The organism is Mycolicibacterium aichiense (assembly GCF_010726245.1).
Lineage (GTDB): Bacteria > Actinomycetota > Actinomycetes > Mycobacteriales > Mycobacteriaceae > Mycobacterium > Mycobacterium aichiense.
The window spans coordinates 1556294-1575450 of the sequence record NZ_AP022561.1 but is presented as its reverse complement, the minus strand read 5'-3'; the positions used below and the strand labels follow the sequence as shown (position 1 = coordinate 1575450).

Here is a 19157-nt window from a genome sequence, read left to right as displayed (position 1 = left end):
TGCTACCGCCGCACGTACAGGCGCAGCGTGACGTAGCCGGTGAGTCCGGCCATCAGCACGCCGACGCCGAACATGATCGGTGATATGTAGAGAATGTCGGCGTAGTCGATCCGGGCGATCAGATTGGCTTGGTAGAACTGGTTGAGCGCGTTCTCCAGGAACGCCGCCCGCACCACGATCAGCCCGACGATCGCGATCACCACACCGATCGTCGCCGCGAGCACCGCCTCCAACAGGAACGGCAGCTGGGTATACCACCGCGTGGCACCCACCATCCGCATGATGCCGATCTCGGTACGTCTGGTGTACGCGGCCACTTGAACCATGTTGGCGATCAACAGGATCGCACCGATCGCTTGGACCATCGCTATCGCGAACGCCGCCGCGGACAGCCCGTCGAGCACCGCGAAGAGGCGGTCGATCAGCTCCTTCTGGTTCAACACGTTGAGCACGCCGGGCTGACCCAGCATGGCGGTGTCGAAGTCCTTGTGCTGCTCGGGATTGTCCAGCTTCACGACGAACGACGCCGGGAACGAATCCTTGCTGGCCACGTCCTTGTACTGCGGGAACTTGCGGATCGCGTCGTTGTAGGCGTCATTACGATTCAAAAACCGGACCGACCGGACATCGTCGCGCGCTTCGATCCTGGCGCGCAACGCCTTACACGGGTCGGCATCACAGGTGGGGTCGTTGGCCGACACATCGTTGGTCAAGAACACCTGGGTCTCGACGCGGTCGAGGTAGATATTGCGCGAGTGGTCCGCCAACCGGACCACCAGCAAGCCGCCACCGAACAAACCGATCGAGATGGCCGTGGTCAAAATCATGGCCACCGTCATGGTGACGTTGCGGCGAAGTCCGGTGAAGACCTCGTTGACGAGAAAGCCGAAGCGCACTTAACGATCCATTCCGTAGACGCCACGCTGCTCATCGCGAACGAGCCTGCCCAGAGACAGCTCCACCACACGCTGACGCATGGAGTCGACGATGTGGTGGTCATGGGTGGCCATCAGCACGGTGGTTCCCGTGCGGTTGATCCGCTCGAGCAGATCCATGATGTCCTTACTGGTCTCAGGGTCCAGGTTGCCGGTGGGCTCGTCGGCCAGCAGCACCAGCGGCCGGTTGACGAACGCGCGCGCGATCGCCACGCGCTGCTGCTCGCCACCGGACAGCTCGGCTGGCAACCGGTTGGCCTTGCCGGACAGGCCCACCATCTCCAGGACTTCGGGCACCACGCGATTGATGGTGTCGGGCTTCTTGCCGATCACCTCCAACGCGAAGGCGACGTTTTCGAACACCGTCTTCTGCTGCAGCAGCCGGAAGTCCTGGAACACGCAGCCGATCACCTGGCGCAGCTTGGGGACCTGACGGCCCGAGAGCTTGTTGACGTGGAACTTCGACACCTGCAGATCGCCGGACGTCGGGGTGTCCTCGGCCAGCAGCAGCCGCATGAACGTGGACTTACCCGAGCCGGACGGGCCGATGAGGAAGACGAACTCACCCTTGTCGATCTTGACGCTGACATTGTCGAGGGCTGGCCGTGCCGACGACTTGTACTGCTTACTGACATGGTCGAGGGTGATCATCACGGCACGCCAGTGTAGCCGTCCGACGGCCAGGGGCCGGCTACTGCGTCGGAGCCGCGGGCGTGACCATCGGACCCTGACCCGGTGCCGGCGTTGGAACCGGCGCAGGTGACGGGGTCGGGGTGGGCAGCCCGGGGATCTGGAACGGCAGCGGGCCGGGCGGCGTAGATGATGTCGTCGGGCTGGTCGTCTCCGTCGGTGTCGTCGTCTCCGTCGGCGTGGTTGTCGTGGTCGTGGTCGTGGTCGTCGTCGTGGTGGTCGGCGCTGTCGTCGTGCTGCGCCGCACGTCGGTACGCGGCACCCAGGTGTACGACGGGTCCGGCACGAAGCCGGGGGGCACAACCTGGTTCGCGGGCGCCGGCTGCGGCGAAGGAGGCTCGTAGTTCTGATACACCCAGAAAAGGGCGACGAATGTCACCATCAGACCCGCGGTGGAGGTCCGGATGCGACCACCCGGGAGATACGTCGGCCAGCCGCGATCATCGCGCTTGGACTTGCTCGATTGATTCGTCACTGCCCTTTATCCTGACTGCGGGCTACATCGTCGCTCGTTCCCGACGGCGTCATCGCGCCCAGGGTGGGGGTTTTCTCCGCCGGCGTGGTGATACCCGCCTGCGCCAGGGCCGCGATCACCATCACCCGCAGCCGGCGGCCGACGTCGAACTGTTTACCGGGCAGTGTGCGGGCCACCATCCGCAGATTGACCGAGTCGACTTCGAGACTCTCCACGCCCATCAGTGCCGGCTTGTCCAGAAGTAGCTTTCGCAGATCCTCATCGAGCATGGCGTCGTTACATACGGTGTGCAGCACGTCGTTGACGCGATTGAGGTCGGCGGAGGTGGGCACCGGGACGTCGACGACCGCTCGTGCCCAGTCCTTCGACAGGTTCAGCGATCTGACGATGTTCCCGTTGGGCACGGTGTACATCTCGCCTTCGGGTGTGCGGAGCTTGGTCACGCGCAGGGTGACCTCCTCGACCGTGCCGAGCGAGTCTTTCGGGGCGCCGACCATACTCAGCTGAACCAGGTCCCCGAAGCCGTACTGCCGCTCGGTGATGATGAAGAAGCCGGCCAACATGTCCTTGACCAGGTTCTGCGCACCGAAGCCCAGGGCGGCGCCCAGCACCGCTGCCGGTGCGGCGAGCGAACTGACCGGGATCGACAGGACGTCACCGATCTCGACGACGACCATCACGAACAGCAGGGCGATCGACACCCACGACACCACCGAGGCCACGGCCTGCTGATGCTTGGCGCTCTCGGTGCGCACAATCTGGTCGGTCTGCTGGTACTGGGCGTCGATACGCCGGGTGATCCTGCGCGCGAGCCAGTTGATGAACCGCGCGCCCAGCAGTCCGCCGATCAGCAGCAGCGCGATGCGGACGCCTCTGGTCACGATCCACACGCCGTACTGACCTTGCCAGAAGTCGCTCCACTGCCCGGCCAGGCCCAATGCGAGGTAGGTGCTAGTCGTCGTCATCTCGCCGATTGCGCCACCGGATCCCCGCTTCCAGGAATCCGTCGATGTCCCCATCCAGTACCGCCGCAGGATTGCCGACCTCGTACTCGGTGCGCAGATCCTTGACCATTTGGTAGGGGTGCAGAACGTAAGAGCGCATCTGGTTGCCCCAGGAACTTCCGCCGTCGCCCTTGAGCGCGTCCATCTCGGCGCGTTCTTCCTGACGCTTGCGTTCCAGGAGTTTGGCCTGCAGCACGCGCATCGCCGACACCTTGTTCTGCAGCTGGGACTTCTCGTTCTGGCAGGTGACGACGATCCCGGTCGGGATGTGGGTCAGCCGGACCGCCGAGTCGGTGGTGTTGACCGACTGGCCGCCGGGTCCGCTGGAGCGGTAGACGTCGACGCGCACGTCCTGCTCGGGAATGTCGATGTGGTCGGTGGTCTCGGTCACCGGCAGCACCTCGACGTCGGCGAACGACGTCTGGCGCCGGTTCTGGTTGTCGAACGGGCTGATCCGCACCAGCCGGTGGGTGCCCTGCTCGACCGACAGGGTGCCGTAGGCGTACGGAGCGTGTACCGCGAACGTCGCGCTCTTGATTCCGGCCTCTTCGGCGTAGGAGGTGTCGAACACCTCGACGCCGTAGTCGTGCTGTTCGGCCCAGCGGATGTACATCCGCATCAGCATCTCGGCCCAGTCGGCGGCGTCCACGCCACCGGCGCCCGACCGGATGGTCACCAGCGCCTCGCGCTCGTCGTATTCGCCCGACAGCAGGGTCCGGACTTCCAGCTGTTCGATGTCGGCCTGCAGCGACTTCAGTTCGGCATCGGCTTCGGCCAGGGCATCGGCGGCGCCTGCGCCCTCTTCTTCGGCGGCCATCTCGTAGAGCACCGGCAGGTCGGCCAGACGGCTGCGCAAGCCTTCGACGCGCCGCAACTCACCCTGAGCGTGGGAGAGCTCGCTGGTGACGCGCTGAGCGTGACTCTGGTCGTTCCACAGATTCGGGTCGGCCGCTTCGTGTTCGAGCTTCTCGATCTTGGCGCGCAGACCGTCGACGTCGAGCACTCGCTCCACCGTGGTGAGGGTGGTGTCGAGTGCGGCGATATCTGACTGACGATCGAGGTCCACGGGTCCTCAGGGTACCGGCGTCGCGACACGTTGTGATCCGCGGCGACTCCTGGGACTTCTGGGGCTGCCCCGGCGGTTGCGCGTCTAACATCACTTTCGTAACCAGGATGTGGCGTCGCACAGCCCAAAGTGACGCTGCTCGACTGCGACGCGACAGCCCCTTGCGCGCAGCCGGGTCCGGACAGAAAGCGCGAGGATGCGTCCTTACTATGTCGCGATCGTTGGTGCAGGCCCCTCCGGATACTTCGCGGCGGCGTCGCTGCTGAAGTTCGGCGACAGTTCGGTCACCGCCGGCGGTCCGGATGTCCGCGTCGACATGCTCGAAATGTTGCCCACGCCCTGGGGTTTGGTGCGCTCCGGGGTGGCACCGGATCATCCGAAGATCAAAACCATCAGCGCCCAGTTCGAAAAGACGTCGCTCGACGAGCGGTTCCGCTTCTTCGGCAACATCCGAGTCGGTGAGCACGTCCAAGCCGACGAGCTCGCACAGCGCTACGACGCCGTCGTCTACGCCACCGGGGCGCAATCGGACCGTCCGCTCGGGATCCCCGGCGAGGAACTCGAGGGCAGTGTCGCCGCCGTCGACTTCGTCGGTTGGTACAACGCGCACCCGCATTTCGAGGAGATGACACCGGACCTTTCGACCGGGCGAGCCATCGTGGTCGGCAACGGCAACGTGGCACTCGACGTCGCGCGGATCCTCGTCAGCGATCCCGCCGAGCTCGCCAAGTCCGACATCGCCGACCACGCGCTGGACATGCTGCACGCCCGCGGTGTCGACGAGGTGGTGGTCATCGGCCGCCGCGGCCCCCTGCAGGCCACCTTCACCACGATGGAGCTGCGCGAGCTGGGCGATCTGGAGGCCATGGCCGATGTCGACGTCATCGTCGACCCGGCGGACTTCGACTCCATCACCGACGAACAGCTCGAGGCGGCGGGAAAGACCGCGAAGCTCAACATCAAGGTGCTGCGCGGGTACGCCGAGACCCCGCCGCGAGGAGCCAAGCGCCGCATCGTGTTCCGGTTCCGCACCTCACCGATCGAGATCAAGGGTGACGGCCGTGTCGAGTCGGTGGTGCTGGGCCGAAACGAGCTCGTCGACGAGGGCGGCCGCATCGTCGCCAAAGACACCGGCGTGCGCGAGGAGCTGCCCGCCCAGCTGGTGGTGCGCGCGGTCGGCTATCGCGGCCTCCCGACGCCGGGCCTGCCGTTCGACGAGCGCTCAGGCACCATCCCGCACGCCGATGGCCGTGTCGAAGGCAGCGACAACGAGTACGTCGTCGGCTGGATCAAGCGTGGCCCCTCGGGCGTCATCGGAAGCAACAAGAAAGACTCGGCGGACACGGTTGCGACGTTGGTGGCCGACCTCGCAGGCCGCGAGCTCGGCGCGTTCGCCGGGGACCACAGCGAGACGCTCGTCGAGTGGCTGCTGTCGCGTCAGCCGATATTGGTCACCGACGACCACTGGAAGCTGATCGACGCGCACGAGCGCGGCGCCGGCGAACCGCACGGCCGCCCGCGCGTGAAGCTCACCAGTGTTGCCGAACTGCTGCGCATCGGGCACGGCTAAAGGCCGCAAGTTTCCGGCTCACGCTCGCGGGACAGCCCGCCGACCGGACCTGCGGTGCGCGCGATCAGCGGTGTGATGGCCGCGGCCATCGCCATAGCGGCCGACACCATGATCACCGCGAACGGGCTGTAGCCGTCCACCACGACGCCGCCGATCGCGGTGCCGATGGCTCCGCCGACGAGGGCGCCGCTGTTGAGCCACCCGAATGCTTCCGCGGTCGAGTGCGCGGCGATCTGGTTCGACACCATGACGTAGAGCGCGGCGAGAGACGGCGCGAAGCCCACTCCCGAGGCGAACAACGCGGCGAGCTGCAGCACGTAGCCGTCGGCCAGCCCGAACAGCACGGTGCCTGCGGCGACAGTCGCCATCGACAGGGACAGGCCGCGCACGCCGAGGTGGCGGTGACCGAACAGCACGCCGCCGAGCAGTGATCCGACACCGGTCGCCGCGAGCGCGATACCCGCATCGAGGTTGTGGTTGCCGTAGAGCGCGAGGACGCCCACTTCCAGGGCCGTGAACGACGCGACCAGCGCGAGGCTGGCGACCATGGCCAGGATGACCGCATGGTTGGCCAGCACCTTTCCGAACGCGACCGTGCTGCTGACGATCGTCGGCCGGAATTGGCGGGCGCTGAGCAGGAACCACACCGTCCCGACGATCGTGACCGCGGCGGAGAACAACAGCGGAATCGCCGTCGAGATCGCCGACGCCAAAAACGTCGCAGCGACCGGACCGATCACCCAGATCAGCTCCTGGGCGGTGGTGTCGAGCGCGAACAACGCCCGCAGGCCCTGGCCGGGGACCATCTGCGGGTACAGCGCGCGCACCGCGGGCAGCAGCGGCGGTACCGAGGCGCCGATGAGGAACCCCAACACCATGAGGAATGTCGCCGGGACGTGGACAAAGGCCAGGGCCAACATGCTCACGCCGTTGATCAGGGCAGCCGAGACCAGCGTCGGCATCATCCCGATCCGGCCGAGCAGGCGCGCCGTCATGGGCATGGCCACCGCTTCACCGATGCTCGTGCACGCCACGACGGCGCCCGCCACCGCGTACGACCCGGTACGGGCCTGTACGTGCAGCAGGATCGCCAGCGACAGCATGCCCAGCGGCAGCCGCGCGAAAAGCTGTGAGGCGGTCACATTGACCACGCCTGGAACTCGGATGAGCTCTACATAGGCGCGCACGGTTATCTCTCCATCGAATGAGGTCTACTACTCCAAAGCCCCTCAACTGTACCGTCCGGACGGTACAGTCCGAAAGTCGATAAACTCGGCCGATGACGACCTCGCGCGAGCGCATCCTCGATGCCTACGCCGACGCGCTGGCCGTCGACGGCGAGCGCCTCGCGACCCTCGACGCGGTGGCCGCCAGGGCCGGAGTGTCCAAGGGCGGACTGCTCTACCACTTCCCGTCCAAAGACCAACTCGCCGAAGCGCTGTGTGAGCGGCTGATCGCGCTGGCTGCCGACGACGTCGACAAGATGCGCAACGCCGCGGACGGGCCGGCGCGGCACTACATCCGCACGTCGCACTACGCCAACACCCCGCTGGACCGCACCCTGGTCGCGGTGGCCCGGCTTCAGCAGGCCGGTGACCCGCGCGCGCGGGCAGCCATCGAGATGATCTCGGATCAGTGGCTGAGCGTGCTGACCGAGGCGCTCGGCGACCGTGACGTCGCGCGCACCGTCAAGCTCATCGGCGATGGTCTCTATCACCACGCACTGTTCAGCGTGCTCGGCGGACCGCCGCGCACGGAACTCGACGAGGGACTGCTGGCGGTCATCGATCGACTCATCGACCAGAGTTCGGACGCGCCGCGGGCCTGAGTGCCGGGACCCACACAGGCACGGTCGGCACAATGTGACCCGATGGCGATCAACGATCGGCGACCTTCGACACGATCGCTGCGCGCGCTCGATGGGTTGAACTTCTTCCTCGCCGACGTGCGCGACGGCCTCGGCCCGTATCTGGCCATCTACCTGCTCGCCACCCGTGGTCCCGCACACGGCTGGGACGAGGCGACGGTCGGCAGCGTGATCACCATCTCCGGCCTGGTCGGCCTCGTCGCCCAAACGCCCGCGGGTGCGTTGATCGACCGAATCCCACACCGCCGAATGGTTCTCATCGTCGCGGCCGTCGTGGTGACGGCCAGTTGCCTGTGCCTGCCCGCAGTGCACGGATATATCGCGGTGACGGCGACCCAATCGGCCGCAGCCGCTGCCGCGACCGTCTTCGGACCGGGCATCGCGGCGATCAGCCTCGGGCTCGTCGGCGCCCGGCTGCTGACCCGGCGTATCGCACGCAACGAGGCGTTCAATCACGCGGGCAATGCCATATCCGCGGGCATCGCGGCCTTGCTGGCCATCCAGTTCGGTCCGGTCGTGGTGTTCTGGCTGATGGCGGTGCTCGCTTTGCTCAGCGTCGCCTCGGCCGCCCGGATCAAAGACGACGAGATCGACGAAAGCCTGGCGCGCGGGCTGTCCGCCGACCACACAGTCGACAGCCATGCCAGCGGCTGGTCGGTGTTGCTCACGAGCCGAAGCCTGCTGGCCTTCGCCGCCGTGGTGTTCGTGTTCCACCTGTCGAACGCGGCGATGCTGACCTCGGTCAGCCAGCTATTGGTTCGCGTCGCGGGCAAGGACAGCGCGACCTCGCTGACGGCACTGTGTGTCCTCGCCGCGCAGCTCGTGATGGTTCCGGTCGCGGTCATCGTCGGGCGCACCGCCGACTCGTGGGGCCGAAAGCCGATCTTCGTGGCGGGCTTCGCCGTCCTGGCCGTGCGCGGTGTGCTCTACACCGTCTCGGACAACCCGGTGTGGCTGGTCGCGGTGCAGACGCTGGACGGTGTGGGTGCCGGCATCTTCGGGGCCCTGTTCCCGGTCGTGATCGCCGATCTGACCGCGGGCACTGGTCACTTCAACGTCACCCAGGGCGCTCTCGCCACGGTTCAGGGCGCCGGGGCCGCGATCAGCGCCGGGCTGGCCGGGGCCCTGATCGTCGCCGCCGGCTACCACACGACGTTCATCACGCTGTCCGCCGTCGCGGTGGCCGGGCTGATTCTCTACCTCGCCGCGGTCCCGGAGACGAGGCCGCCGATTCGCGAGTCCACTGCTCAATGCTGAGACGGCGCCCAGCCACCGTCAGTCGCGGGCCGGCGTGGTGATCGACTCGGCGGCGATGGTGACGATGACGCGCGTCTCGTCAGGATTCCCACTGAAGTTCGGATATGGGATGCCGAGGTACTTCTGCGAGATCTCGTCGATGCTTTGGCGGCCACCCTCGGTCGTCGTCGACAGCACCCGACCGCGGACCGCGTAGTAGCGGTTGACGTCATCGGGATCGACGACATTGACCGCGACGCGCGGGTCGCGGGCCAGGTTGCGGGCTTTCTGCATGCCTTCGACGATGTTGATGACCACGTGCTCGCCGTCGGTGGTCACCCACGTCTCGGTCAGCTGCGGTGAACCGTCGGGCATGAGAGTGGCCACAAAGCAGGGGCTGGGACGATGCAACAGCGCGAGGAGTCCGTCGGGAAGGGGTTCGGACATCGGGTTCCTAACTGTGGGGCTGCGGGGGCGCCGGCTGGTCCGGCGGCGCGAAGGACCAGTTGTCCGGGTTCTTCGGCGAGTACACCACCGGGATGAGTTGGCCCATGGTCGGCCAGCTGTCCACATCGACCGCCATCCGCTGGTACACCACATGCTCGTTGACCGTGGGTCCGTTGATGACACCACTGATCGTGACGAACTGGTCGCCGGTGGCGTCCGGGCGCGGACTGACCCCGGTGACCAGCAGGGTGCCGTGCACCACCTCGCCGCGCGGGCCGCGGCGCATCAAGCGCGGCGCCAGAACCAGGACCAGGGCACCGACGATCAGCAGTATCACCGCGAATTCCCACATGCGGCCATGGTAGGACTGCTGCCATGAGCGACGCTTACGGTGCGAATCAACGGCGGATGAGCGGCGAGGATGTGCAGGCAGACCTGTCGGTGGCGTTGCAGCTCGCCGACCGCGCCGATGCGATCACCCTCGATCGATTCGGGGCGCTCGATCTGCGCATCGACACCAAACCGGACCTCACCCCCGTCACCGACGCCGACGAGGCGGTCGAGGCCGACGTGCGCGCGGCGTTGTCCCGCGAGCGCCCGGACGACGCCGTGCTCGGCGAGGAGTACGGCGGCACCGCCGAATTCCAGGGCAGGCAGTGGGTGATCGACCCGATCGACGGGACCAAGAACTTCGTCCGCGGCGTGCCGATCTGGGCGACCCTGATCGCGCTCCTCTCCGACGGCGTGCCGGTCGTCGGAGTGGTCAGCGCCCCGGCCCTGAACCGCCGGTGGTGGGCCGGCCGGGGACTGGGCGCCTTCGCGCGCGCCGGAGACGAGCAGGCCCGGCCATTGTCGGTCTCCGGGGTTGCCGAGCTGGGATCGGCCAGCTTGTCGTTCTCCAGCCTGTCCGGTTGGGCCGATCTCGGATTGCGTGACCAGTTCATCGGGTTGACCGACGACGTGTGGCGGGTGCGCGGCTACGGCGATTTCTTCTCCTATTGCCTGGTCGCCGAGGGCGCTGTCGATATCGCCGCCGAGCCCGAGGTCAAGCTGTGGGATCTGGCGCCGCTGGACATTCTGGTCCGCGAGGCCGGCGGCCGGTTCACCAACCTCGACGGAGCGCCCGGCCCGCACGGCGGGAATGCGGTGGCCACCAATGGCCTGCTGCACGACGCGACCCTGGCGAGCCTGGCCCGGCGGTAGCCGCGCGGCCGCTCCGGTGTGACCGACCCAACAGAATTCGCGCTGAGGAGCGCTTCCGGCATCTACCTTACTTTGGAGTAAGATAGGCTCCAGCGAGATCCGACCAGCACGCCCACCATCGACGAGGCTGCCACCATGACCAACACTCTTCCCCCCAAGTCCGCCAGTGCACGAGCCCGCGACAGCGCGGTCGGGCAGTACAAGCACAAGCGCTCCCTCACCGACATCGGCCTGGCCCTTGTCACCCCGCTGATGGGACAGGACTTCCTGGACCGCTACCACCTGCGCGACCCGCTTAACCGGGGCCTCAAGTACGGCGTCAAGCAGGCGTTCTCCACCGCGGGCGCAGCGACCCGGCAGTTCAAGAAGGTTCAGGGCATCGGCAAGGCGCCGGCCCGGCTGCGGCCCAGCGGCGCAGACTATTTCGACCTGACCCCCGATGACGACCAGAAGATGATCGTTGCGACGGTCGACGAGTTCGCCGAGGAGATTCTGCGTCCGGCCGCTCATGACGCCGACGACGCCGCGACCTATCCCGCCGATCTGATCGCCAAGGCCGCCGAGCTCGGCATCACGGCCATCAACATCCCCGAAGACTTCGACGGCATCGCCGAGCAGCGCACCACCGTCACCAATGCCTTGGTGGCCGAGGCACTCGCCTACGGCGACATGGGCCTTGCGCTGCCGATCCTGGCGCCCGGCGGTGTCGCCTCGGCGCTGACTCACTGGGGCAGCGCCGACCAGCAGGCCACATATCTGGCCGAGTTCGCCGGCGAGAACGTGCCGCAGGCGTGCGTGGCGATCGCCGAACCGCATGCGCTGTTCGACCCGACCGCGCTGAGGACGACCGCGGTGCGCACCCCGAGCGGCTACCGTCTCGACGGCGTGAAATCGCTGGTTCCCGCCGCTGCCGATGCCGAATTGTTCATCGTGGCAGCACAACTCGACGGCAAGCCGGCGTTGTTCATCGTCGAGGCCTCCACCCCGGGCTTGACGGTCACCGCCGACCCCAGCATGGGGATCCGGGCCGCGGCATTGGGCCGGGTGGCACTGGAGAAGGTGTCGGTGCCGCTGTCGGCCCGCCTCGGTGAGGACGGCGCGACCGATGCGGACTACTCCGAAGCAATTGCGTTGTCCCGCTTGGGCTGGGCCGCGCTGGCGGTCGGCACCTCGCACGCGGTGCTCGACTACGTGATCCCCTACGTCAAAGAGCGCGAGGCATTCGGCGAGCCGATCGCCCGCCGTCAGGCCGTCGCGTTCATGTGCGCCAACATCGCCATCGAGCTCGATGGCCTGCGGTTGATCACCTGGCGCGGCGCCGCCCGCGCAGAGCGTGGCCTGCCGTTCACCCGCGAGGCCGCACTGGCCAAGAAGCTGGGCACAGACAAGGGCATGCAGATCGGCCTCGACGGGGTGCAGCTACTCGGCGGCCACGGCTTCACCAAGGAACACCCGGTTGAGCGCTGGTACCGCGATCTGCGGGCCATCGGCGTCGCCGAGGGTGTTGTCGTCCTGTAACCGCCGACCGGCTAACGAACGGAAAACACTGACATGGCAATCAATCTCGAACTGCCGCGCAAGCTGGAAGCCGTGATCGAGAAGGCACACCAGGGCGCCGCGGAGATGTTGCGGCCGATCTCACGCAAGTATGACGTCGCCGAACACGCCTACCCCGTCGAATTGGACACCCTGGCAACGTTGTTCGAGGGAATCTCGGAGGCCAACACGATCTCGTTCGCCGGCACGGAGGCATTCCGCGACAGCGACGACGGCCCGAAGGGAAACATCAACGGCGGCAACATGTCCGCGTTGCTCAATGCCCTGGAGATCTCCTGGGGTGACATCGCGCTGCTGCTGTCTGTGCCCCGCCAGGGTCTGGGCAACGCCGCGATCTCCGGAGTGGCCACCGACGAGCAGTTGGCGCGACTGGGCAAGAACGTGTGGGCCGCCATGGCGATCACCGAGCCGTCGTTCGGTTCGGACTCGGCGGCGGTGTCGACGACGGCGGTGCTCGACGGCGACGAATACGTGATCAACGGCGAGAAGATCTACGTCACCGCCGGTTCCCGGGCCACCCACATCGTGGTGTGGGCGACGCTGGACAAGTCCAAGGGCCGCGCGGCGATCAAGTCGTTCATCGTGCCGCGCGAGCACCCCGGGGTGACCGTCGAGCGTCTCGAGCACAAGCTCGGCATCAAGGCCTCCGATACCGCTGCCATCCGGTTCGACAACGCCCGCATCCCCAAAGAGAACCTGCTGGGAAGCCCGGAGATCGAGGTGGAGAAGGGCTTTGCCGGGGTCATGGAGACCTTCGACAACACCCGGCCGATCGTGGCCGCGATGGCGGTCGGAGTGGCCCGTGCCGCCCTGGAGGAACTGCGCACGATCCTCACCGAGGCCGGCGTGGAGATCTCCTACGACAAGCCCGCCCACGCCCAGAGTGCGGCCGCCGCGGAATTCCTTCGCATGGAAGCCGACTGGGAGGCCGGCTATCTGTTGACCATCCGCTCGGCGTGGCAGGCCGACAATGCGATCCCGAACTCCAAAGAAGCGTCGATGGGTAAGGCCAAGGCTGCCCGGGTCGCCAGCGACATCACTCTCAAGGCTGTCGAATTGGCCGGAACGGCAGGCTATTCCGAGCAGACCCTGCTGGAGAAGTGGGCCCGCGACTCGAAGATCCTGGACATCTTCGAGGGCACGCAGCAGATTCAGCAGCTGGTGGTCGCCCGCCGCCTGCTCGGGCTGTCCTCGACCGAACTCAAGTAGTCACGCGACCGCGGTCAGCTCGCGCTGGGTCTGCTCGTCGAGTTCGATACCGGCGACGGCGAGGTTCTCCTCCAAGTGATCCAGCGAGGACGTGCCGGGGATGAGCAGCACGTTGTCGGCGACACCCAGGGTCCATGCCAGCGCGATCTGAGCGGGCGTGTGACCCAATCGTTCTGCCGCGCCGGTGATGAGGGGATGCGACAGCACCGGATTCACCTCGTGGAAGGCCGATCCGAGCGGAAAGAACGGGACGAACGCGATGCCGCGGGCGACGCATTCGTCGAGCACGGGTTGCGAGGACCGGTCCACCAGATTGAACGGATTCTGGACGCACACGATGTCGGTGAGTTCCAGCGCGTGCAAAAGCTGCTCGTGCGTGACGTTGCTCAGTCCGACTCCGGCGATCAGGCCTTCGTCGCGCGCGGTGATCATCGCACCGAGCTGATCGGTGAACAGCGCATCGGCTTCGTTCTCCATCACCCGCAGGTTGACCGCGGCCAACCGGTCGACACCGAGGGTGGTCAGGTTCTCCTCGATCCCTGCGCGTAGCTCATGCGGCTGGTTGTAGGGCAGCCAATCCCCCTGGTCGTCCCGGCGTGCACCGACCTTGCTGACCAGGGCCAGGTTCCCGGGGTAGGGGTGCAACGCCTCCCGGATCAGTTCGTTCGCGACATTCGGGCCGTAGAACTGCGAGGTGTCGATGTGGTCGACGCCGGCATCGACGGCATGGCGCAGGACAGCCAGCGCCTGGTCATGGTCGCGCGGTGGCCCGAACACCCCGGGACCGGGAAGCTGCATGGCGCCGAATCCGACGCGGTGGACGTCGTAGCCGGCCAATGGGAAGCGTGTCATGGGGTCCTCCACTCGCAGGGAGATAGATTGAGATCGAATTGTTTGACGTCAAACTATCTTGCGGGCGCGTTACGCTTCCTGTCAACCCAGGGAGGTGAAGTCACATTCCACGCTCAGCGCACGACGCCGAATCCCGTCAGCGCGCCGCAGCCCTCGCCGACGCCTTCGGCCGCGCCGGCAAGACATTGGTCCGTGCCCTCGACGAGCGGCTCGGTGATCACGGTGTGTCCACCCCCCGATCCAAGGTCCTGTTCGAGGTGGATCGCTGCGGCCCAGTCCGGCTCACCGACCTGGCGCGCACCGTCGGCATCACCCAGGGCACCGCCTCCACCCTGGCCGACGCACTCGTCCGGGAGGGCTTGATCGAACGCTGCGCCGACGACTCCGACCGCCGGGTGACCCTGCTGCAGACCACACCCGCCGGAAGGCGGCAGGCGCAGAGCTGGGCCGGCGCGTATACCGCCGCGGCCGAGGAACTGTTCGGAATCCTCTCCGGCGAGGAGCAGCTGGCGCTCACCGAACTGCTGCAGCGTCTGGCCGACTCGATCGACGGCTGAGCCTCAAACCGTTGCCCGCACCTGACACGGCACCCCGTTGACCACCTGAGTGTTGCTGGGGACGTCGAGCAGATCAGGCGGGTTGAGCAGGTTGGAGTTCACGCCGGGATGTTCGTTGGCGATGCCGAGCCGGCTGCCCGGCAGCCCGTGTCCCCAGCCGTGCGGCAGTGACACCACCCCGGGCATCATGTCGTCGCTGACCTCAACGGGCACAGCCACTTTCCCTTCCGATGTGCTGACCTCGGCCAGCTCGCCGTCGCCGACCCCGACGCGGCGGGCATCGTCCGGGTGCATCATCAGCGTGCATCGGTCTCGCCCTCGCATCAGCGCAGGCACGTTGTGCAGCCACGAGTTGTTCGACCGCAGATGCCGCCGACTGGTCAGCAGCAGCGAATCGTCGGCGCGGTCCATGCGCGCCCGCAACCGGGGAACGTCGTCGACGAACAGGTCGTGCAGCAACTCGATGGTCCCGGACGGCGTGGTGACGGCCGAATCGAGCCGGCCGCCCTCCAGTTCGCCGAGTCGCAGGCCGTCGGGGTGCATGCGCACCTCATCGAGGGTCAGGCCGTCGGGGTTGGCGCCAAGACCGTCGCCCCAGGGACCGAGTCGGATGTAGAGATCGTATATACGTTCGGGCCCTTGGCCTTTCAGCATGCCCATCACCTCGACAGGGTCGCGTCCGCTCAGCGGAGTGCCCGGCTGGGTGCACATGGTGGCGACCAGTCCCCCGGTGTAGAGGTCGTCCATCGCCGGGACGTCGACGTCGGTCATCGGGGTGCCCAGCAGTGCGGCCGAAAGACGCAGCAGCACTTCCCATTCCAGTGGCCGAGAAGGATCCGGCGCAAACAGCGGCTCCGACCACTTCAGGCAGGAGGCGACGGCGTAGATCCAGTACAGATCGTCGGCGTGCGGGCGCTCCAGCGGCGAGAGTCCAGGAAAGATGACGTGGGCATGCCTGGTGGTCTCGTTGAGCCAGTTGTCGACGCAGACAAGGGCATCCAGGGACGCCAGCGCCTCGTCGAGCCGCCCGGCTGCCGGCGCCGAGATCGCCGGGTTGCCCGCGACCGAGATCATGGCGCGGATACGGCCGTCGCCCGGGGTGAGGATCTCCTCGGCCAGGCAGCTCACCGGGAATTGGCCGAGCACCTCCCCGACCCCGCGCACACGCGAGGCGAAGCGGCCGAATTCCCAGCGTGGGCCGGGCTGATCGGGCGGCTTCATGAACATCGGCGAGTACACCGCCGGGGTGGGGAACACCGCTCCCCCGCGCCGGTCGACCGCACCGAGTGCGGTGTTCAGCACGAACACCAGCCAGGTGGCCAAGGTGCCGAACTCCTGGGTGCACGCCCCGATCCGGCTGTACAGCACGGGATTCGACGCCGATGCCAGATCGTGTGCGAGCGCACGGATCGTGTCGGCCGGGATTCCGCTCGGCCCTTCAACGGCTTCCGGGGTGAACGGGTCGGCCATGGCGATCACCTCGTCGAGGCCCTGCACCCGGCCGTCGAGATGCGGATGGGCGCGCAGCAATCCGTCGGTGGCCAGCGTCCGCAGCACCGCGAAGAGCACCAGCGCGTCGGTGCCAGGACGGATCGGCACCCAGTCGGTGGCGCGCTGCGCGGTCTCGGTGCGGCGAGGGTCGATGACCACCACCCGACCACCGCGCTTACGGATAGCGCTCAGATGACCGACGACGTCCGGCGCCGAGAGCATCGATCCCTGCGAGGCCGCGGGATTGGCACCGATGACGACGAGGTGGTCGGTGCGGGCCAGGTCCGGGATCGGCGCGTTCCACATCCCGCCGAAGAGCAGGGTGCCGACGACGTTCAGCGGCCACTGGTCGACCGTGCCCGGCGAGTAGTACGCGCCCATCCCGGCCGCTGCGCCCATCCCGACGAGGGCGCCGATGTAGGAGCTCAAACCCAGGTTGTGCGCCACCGGGTTGCCGACGTACACGGTGACCGCCCGCGCACCGTCGCTGTCCAGCACCGGTCGCAGCACCCGCTCCGTTTCGGCGAACGCCTCCTCCCAGGAGACGGCGACGTGGGTTCCGTCCGGCCGCCTGACCATCGGCGAGCGCAGCCGGTCCGGGTCCTCGTGCAGCTGCCCGAGAACCGTGCCTTTGGGGCAGATGTGCCCGGCCGACCACACGTCGTCGGGGTTGCCGCGGATATCGGTGACCCGGTCGCCGTCGACGGTGACCCGCAGGCCGCACATGGCTTCGCACAGCGGACACGTCACGCGGCGGACTACGCCGTCAGCCTGATCCGACTTCTGTCTGGACACCTGTCCATGTTAGGGCCGGTCGCGAACCCGGCACAACGGTCAGAGGTCAGCCCGGCGAGCCCGCCAGTCGCCGATCACCGCCAGCCGCCGCCGCTGCTGGGCGGCAGCACCGGCGTCCAGACCGCGGTCGCGGTCCTCGAGCCGGCCGATCACCCGCTCTCGATGCTCGACGGGGTTGCCGTCGTCGTACTTGAACTTGGCCTCCACGCGCTCGATCGCGAGTCGCACGCCGCGGATGCCGGGCAGCATCCGGCCGTACGGGTCCTGCGCTTCGGCCACCTCGGCATGGCGGCCTTCGGGCTGAAAGTCGGCCAGCTGAGACCGGAGGATCTCGACCTTGCCGTGCGGATCATCGATGATCGTTGGGCGACAGATGAATTGGACCGAGGCGTAATAGCTGGTCGGCACCCCGTCCTCGTCGGGACCGCCGGCCTTCGCACGCCAGTAGGTCGGGATGTAGGCGTAGTCGCCGATCACCGCGACTCGCACCTCGGCGGCTGCTTCCAGATGCGGCCAGACCGGATTGGGGCGCGCCAGGTGGATCAGCAGCTCCGCACCGGCCACCGTGAAATGGGTGGGCACCAGCACGGGGGCCTGCGCGGGGTCGACGTTGTTGACCGCGAGGACTCCGAATCGGTCGGTCGATGCCAACCAGTCCCGCCATTCGGCGTCGTCCAGCGCGGCATCCCAGGGATGGATCAGCATGCTCACCATTGCACCAGGGGTGGCAACAGATTTACAGCTGCGCGTATACGGTCTTGGTCTGCAGGTAGCTCTCAATGCCCGCGCGACCCCACTCGTAGCCCCAGCCAGATTGCTTGTAGCCGCCGAACGGCATCGAGTGGTCAAACACCATCTGGCAGTTCAGCGTGACGGTGCCGGACTGGATTCGCTTGGCCAGCGAGTGTGCCCGCGAGATGTCCTTGGTCCATACGGTGGCCGCGAGACCGTACTCGGAGTTGTTGGCCTGCGCGACGACCTCGTCATCGTCGTCGAACGGCAGGACCGCGACGACCGGCCCGAAGATCTCCTGCTGATACAACCGCATGCCGGGGTCGACGTCGGTGAGCACCGTGGGATGTACGAAGTAGCCGCGTCGGTCGAGGCGGTGCCCCCCGGTCACCACCTCGACTCCGTCACGCTTCCCTTCGTCGATATAGCCCATCACGCGACTCAGCTGCTTCTCGCTGATCAGCGGTCCGATCAGGGCGTTCTCATCCGTCGGACCGCCGACCTGCACCGTGTTGGCCATGGCGGCCACCGAATCGACGACCTGGTCGTAGACCTTGTGGTGAGCGAAAATCCTTGAGCCGCAGATACATCCCTGCCCAGAGTGGATGAAGATGCCCATCGACGCCATCATGGTGGCCATGCCCAGATCGGCATCGTCGTAGATCAGCACCGGCGATTTCCCGCCGAGCTCAAGGGTCACCCGCTTGAGGTTGCCGGCCGAGGCTTGCACGATCCGCTTGCCGATTTTCGTCGATCCCGTGAACGCGATCTTGTCGACGCCGGGATGTTCGGCCAGGGCCGCACCGGCCGTGTGCCCGTACCCGGTAACGAGGTTGACCACCCCGTCAGGGACGCCGGCCTGCTGCAGGATCCGGACCAGAAGCAGTGCCGAAAGAGGTGTCTCTTCAGCGGGTTTCACCACACTGCTGCAGCCGGCGGCCAGCGACGGGGCGAGCTTGGCGCAGAAATTGAAGATCGGTCCGTTCCACGGGAAGATCAGCCCCACCACACCATAGGGCTCTTTGAGCGTGTAGGCGTGCATGTTCGAGAACGCACCGGTGATGCCACCGGTCTGCTGCACGTCGTGGGCGATCCCGTTTAGCTTGGTACACCAACCGGCGTAGTAGCGGAACATCTCGGCACACGTCGAGGTGATCATGTTCGCCTGCATGTACGGCATGCCGGTGTTGAACGAGTCGATCTCGGCCAGGTCGGCGGTGTGCTCGTCGATCAGGTCGGCAACCCGCCACAGCACTTTCGCGCGCTCATTGCCGGGCAGCTGAGACCACACGCCGGAGTCGAAGCTGGCCCTGGCACGGTCGACCGCCTCGTGGACCGCTTCGGCACCGCCGTCGGTGAACTCGGCGATCGGTTCCTCGGTGACCGGATTGATGATCTGGATCAGATCGCCGGAGCCGGGGCGCTGCCCGATCTCGTCGAGTACGGACTGCAAGGTCATGGGACTCCCTGG

At 66.9% G+C, this 19157-nt stretch carries 19 protein-coding genes; 7 read left to right on the top strand and 12 right to left on the bottom strand.

Translation table 11 applies throughout. The features are described from left to right. Positions 1–2: 2 nt before the first annotated feature. The 5 genes from ftsX to prfB all read right to left on the bottom strand — a co-directional run bounded on the left by ftsX (position 3) and on the right by prfB (position 4170). The gene (gene ftsX, locus G6N32_RS07610) at positions 3–896 is read right to left on the bottom strand and encodes a permease-like cell division protein FtsX (RefSeq protein WP_115316525.1); all 894 of its coding nucleotides are present in this window, start codon (positions 894–896) and stop codon (positions 3–5) included. Beyond that, complete coding sequence (gene ftsE / locus G6N32_RS07605; RefSeq protein ID WP_036339815.1) at positions 897–1586, bottom strand: cell division ATP-binding protein FtsE; 690 nt, start codon at positions 1584–1586, stop codon at positions 897–899. 40 nt (positions 1587–1626) lie between these two features. Next, the gene (locus G6N32_RS28765; RefSeq protein ID WP_232077729.1) at positions 1627–2007 is read right to left on the bottom strand and encodes an Rv3103c family proline-rich protein; all 381 of its coding nucleotides are present in this window, start codon (positions 2005–2007) and stop codon (positions 1627–1629) included. Positions 2008–2096: 89 nt separating this feature from the next. Then, positions 2097–3065, bottom strand: coding sequence for a mechanosensitive ion channel family protein (locus G6N32_RS07595; protein ID WP_115316527.1), 969 nt, complete (start codon positions 3063–3065; stop codon positions 2097–2099). Continuing rightward, complete coding sequence (gene prfB, locus G6N32_RS07590; protein WP_115316528.1) at positions 3052–4170, bottom strand: peptide chain release factor 2; 1119 nt, start codon at positions 4168–4170, stop codon at positions 3052–3054. Before prfB ends, G6N32_RS07595 begins: the two co-directional genes overlap by 14 nt. A gap of 196 nt (positions 4171–4366) precedes the next feature. Between prfB and G6N32_RS07585 the strand changes: the two genes are divergently transcribed. Next, positions 4367–5740, top strand: coding sequence for an FAD-dependent oxidoreductase (locus tag G6N32_RS07585; RefSeq protein ID WP_115316529.1), 1374 nt, complete (start codon positions 4367–4369; stop codon positions 5738–5740). On the opposite strand, the gene G6N32_RS07580 is transcribed toward G6N32_RS07585, so the two are convergent. Beyond that, positions 5737–6891, bottom strand: coding sequence for an MFS transporter (locus G6N32_RS07580; protein ID WP_232077555.1), 1155 nt, complete (start codon positions 6889–6891; stop codon positions 5737–5739). The genes G6N32_RS07585 and G6N32_RS07580 overlap by 4 nt on opposite strands. Before the next feature lie 128 nt (positions 6892–7019). On the opposite strand from G6N32_RS07580, the gene G6N32_RS07575 reads away from it, so the two are divergent. Both G6N32_RS07575 and G6N32_RS07570 read left to right on the top strand, forming a co-directional pair. After that, a complete protein-coding gene (locus G6N32_RS07575) occupies positions 7020–7568 on the top strand; it encodes a TetR/AcrR family transcriptional regulator (protein ID WP_115316531.1) in 549 nt (182 codons plus the stop codon). 42 nt (positions 7569–7610) lie between these two features. Next, on the top strand, positions 7611–8864 hold the full coding sequence (locus G6N32_RS07570; RefSeq protein ID WP_115316532.1) for an MFS transporter: 1254 nt from the start codon (positions 7611–7613) through the stop codon (positions 8862–8864). Positions 8865–8882: 18 nt separating this feature from the next. Here G6N32_RS07570 and G6N32_RS07565 read toward each other — a convergent pair whose 3' ends face one another. Both G6N32_RS07565 and G6N32_RS07560 read right to left on the bottom strand, forming a co-directional pair. Beyond that, positions 8883–9290, bottom strand: a complete 408-nt coding sequence (locus G6N32_RS07565; RefSeq protein ID WP_115316533.1) for a PPOX class F420-dependent oxidoreductase — start codon at positions 9288–9290, stop codon at positions 8883–8885. A 7-nt stretch (positions 9291–9297) separates the two neighbouring features. Next, positions 9298–9642, bottom strand: a complete 345-nt coding sequence (locus G6N32_RS07560) for a hypothetical protein (RefSeq protein WP_115316534.1) — start codon at positions 9640–9642, stop codon at positions 9298–9300. A 56-nt stretch (positions 9643–9698) separates the two neighbouring features. Between G6N32_RS07560 and hisN the strand changes: the two genes are divergently transcribed. The 3 genes from hisN to G6N32_RS07545 all read left to right on the top strand — a co-directional run bounded on the left by hisN (position 9699) and on the right by G6N32_RS07545 (position 13259). Continuing rightward, a complete protein-coding gene (hisN, locus tag G6N32_RS07555; protein ID WP_115316535.1) occupies positions 9699–10493 on the top strand; it encodes a histidinol-phosphatase in 795 nt (264 codons plus the stop codon). A 135-nt stretch (positions 10494–10628) separates the two neighbouring features. After that, positions 10629–12011, top strand: coding sequence for an acyl-CoA dehydrogenase family protein (locus tag G6N32_RS07550; protein WP_115316536.1), 1383 nt, complete (start codon positions 10629–10631; stop codon positions 12009–12011). A 33-nt stretch (positions 12012–12044) separates the two neighbouring features. Beyond that, positions 12045–13259, top strand: coding sequence for an acyl-CoA dehydrogenase family protein (locus G6N32_RS07545; protein ID WP_115316537.1), 1215 nt, complete (start codon positions 12045–12047; stop codon positions 13257–13259). Here G6N32_RS07545 and G6N32_RS07540 read toward each other — a convergent pair whose 3' ends face one another. Continuing rightward, positions 13260–14111: an oxidoreductase gene (locus G6N32_RS07540; protein WP_115316538.1), complete on the bottom strand. Its 852-nt coding sequence runs from the start codon at positions 14109–14111 to the stop codon at positions 13260–13262. A gap of 224 nt (positions 14112–14335) precedes the next feature. Here G6N32_RS07540 and G6N32_RS07535 point away from each other — a divergent pair, with 224 nt between their 5' ends. Next, the gene (locus tag G6N32_RS07535; protein ID WP_232077554.1) at positions 14336–14668 is read left to right on the top strand and encodes a MarR family winged helix-turn-helix transcriptional regulator; all 333 of its coding nucleotides are present in this window, start codon (positions 14336–14338) and stop codon (positions 14666–14668) included. A 3-nt stretch (positions 14669–14671) separates the two neighbouring features. Here the strand turns inward: G6N32_RS07535 and G6N32_RS07530 are convergent, their stop codons facing one another. Genes G6N32_RS07530 through G6N32_RS07520 form a run of 3 tightly spaced genes read right to left on the bottom strand, consistent with a single transcriptional unit; the run spans position 14672 to position 19145 of the window. Further along, the gene (locus G6N32_RS07530) at positions 14672–16954 is read right to left on the bottom strand and encodes a molybdopterin-dependent oxidoreductase (RefSeq protein ID WP_264028664.1); all 2283 of its coding nucleotides are present in this window, start codon (positions 16952–16954) and stop codon (positions 14672–14674) included. Between the two features lie 39 nt (positions 16955–16993). Beyond that, a complete protein-coding gene (locus G6N32_RS07525; protein WP_115318749.1) occupies positions 16994–17659 on the bottom strand; it encodes an FMN-binding negative transcriptional regulator in 666 nt (221 codons plus the stop codon). A gap of 31 nt (positions 17660–17690) precedes the next feature. Next, positions 17691–19145, bottom strand: a complete 1455-nt coding sequence (locus G6N32_RS07520) for an aldehyde dehydrogenase family protein (protein ID WP_115316541.1) — start codon at positions 19143–19145, stop codon at positions 17691–17693. Between the last annotated feature and the right edge of the window lie 12 nt (positions 19146–19157).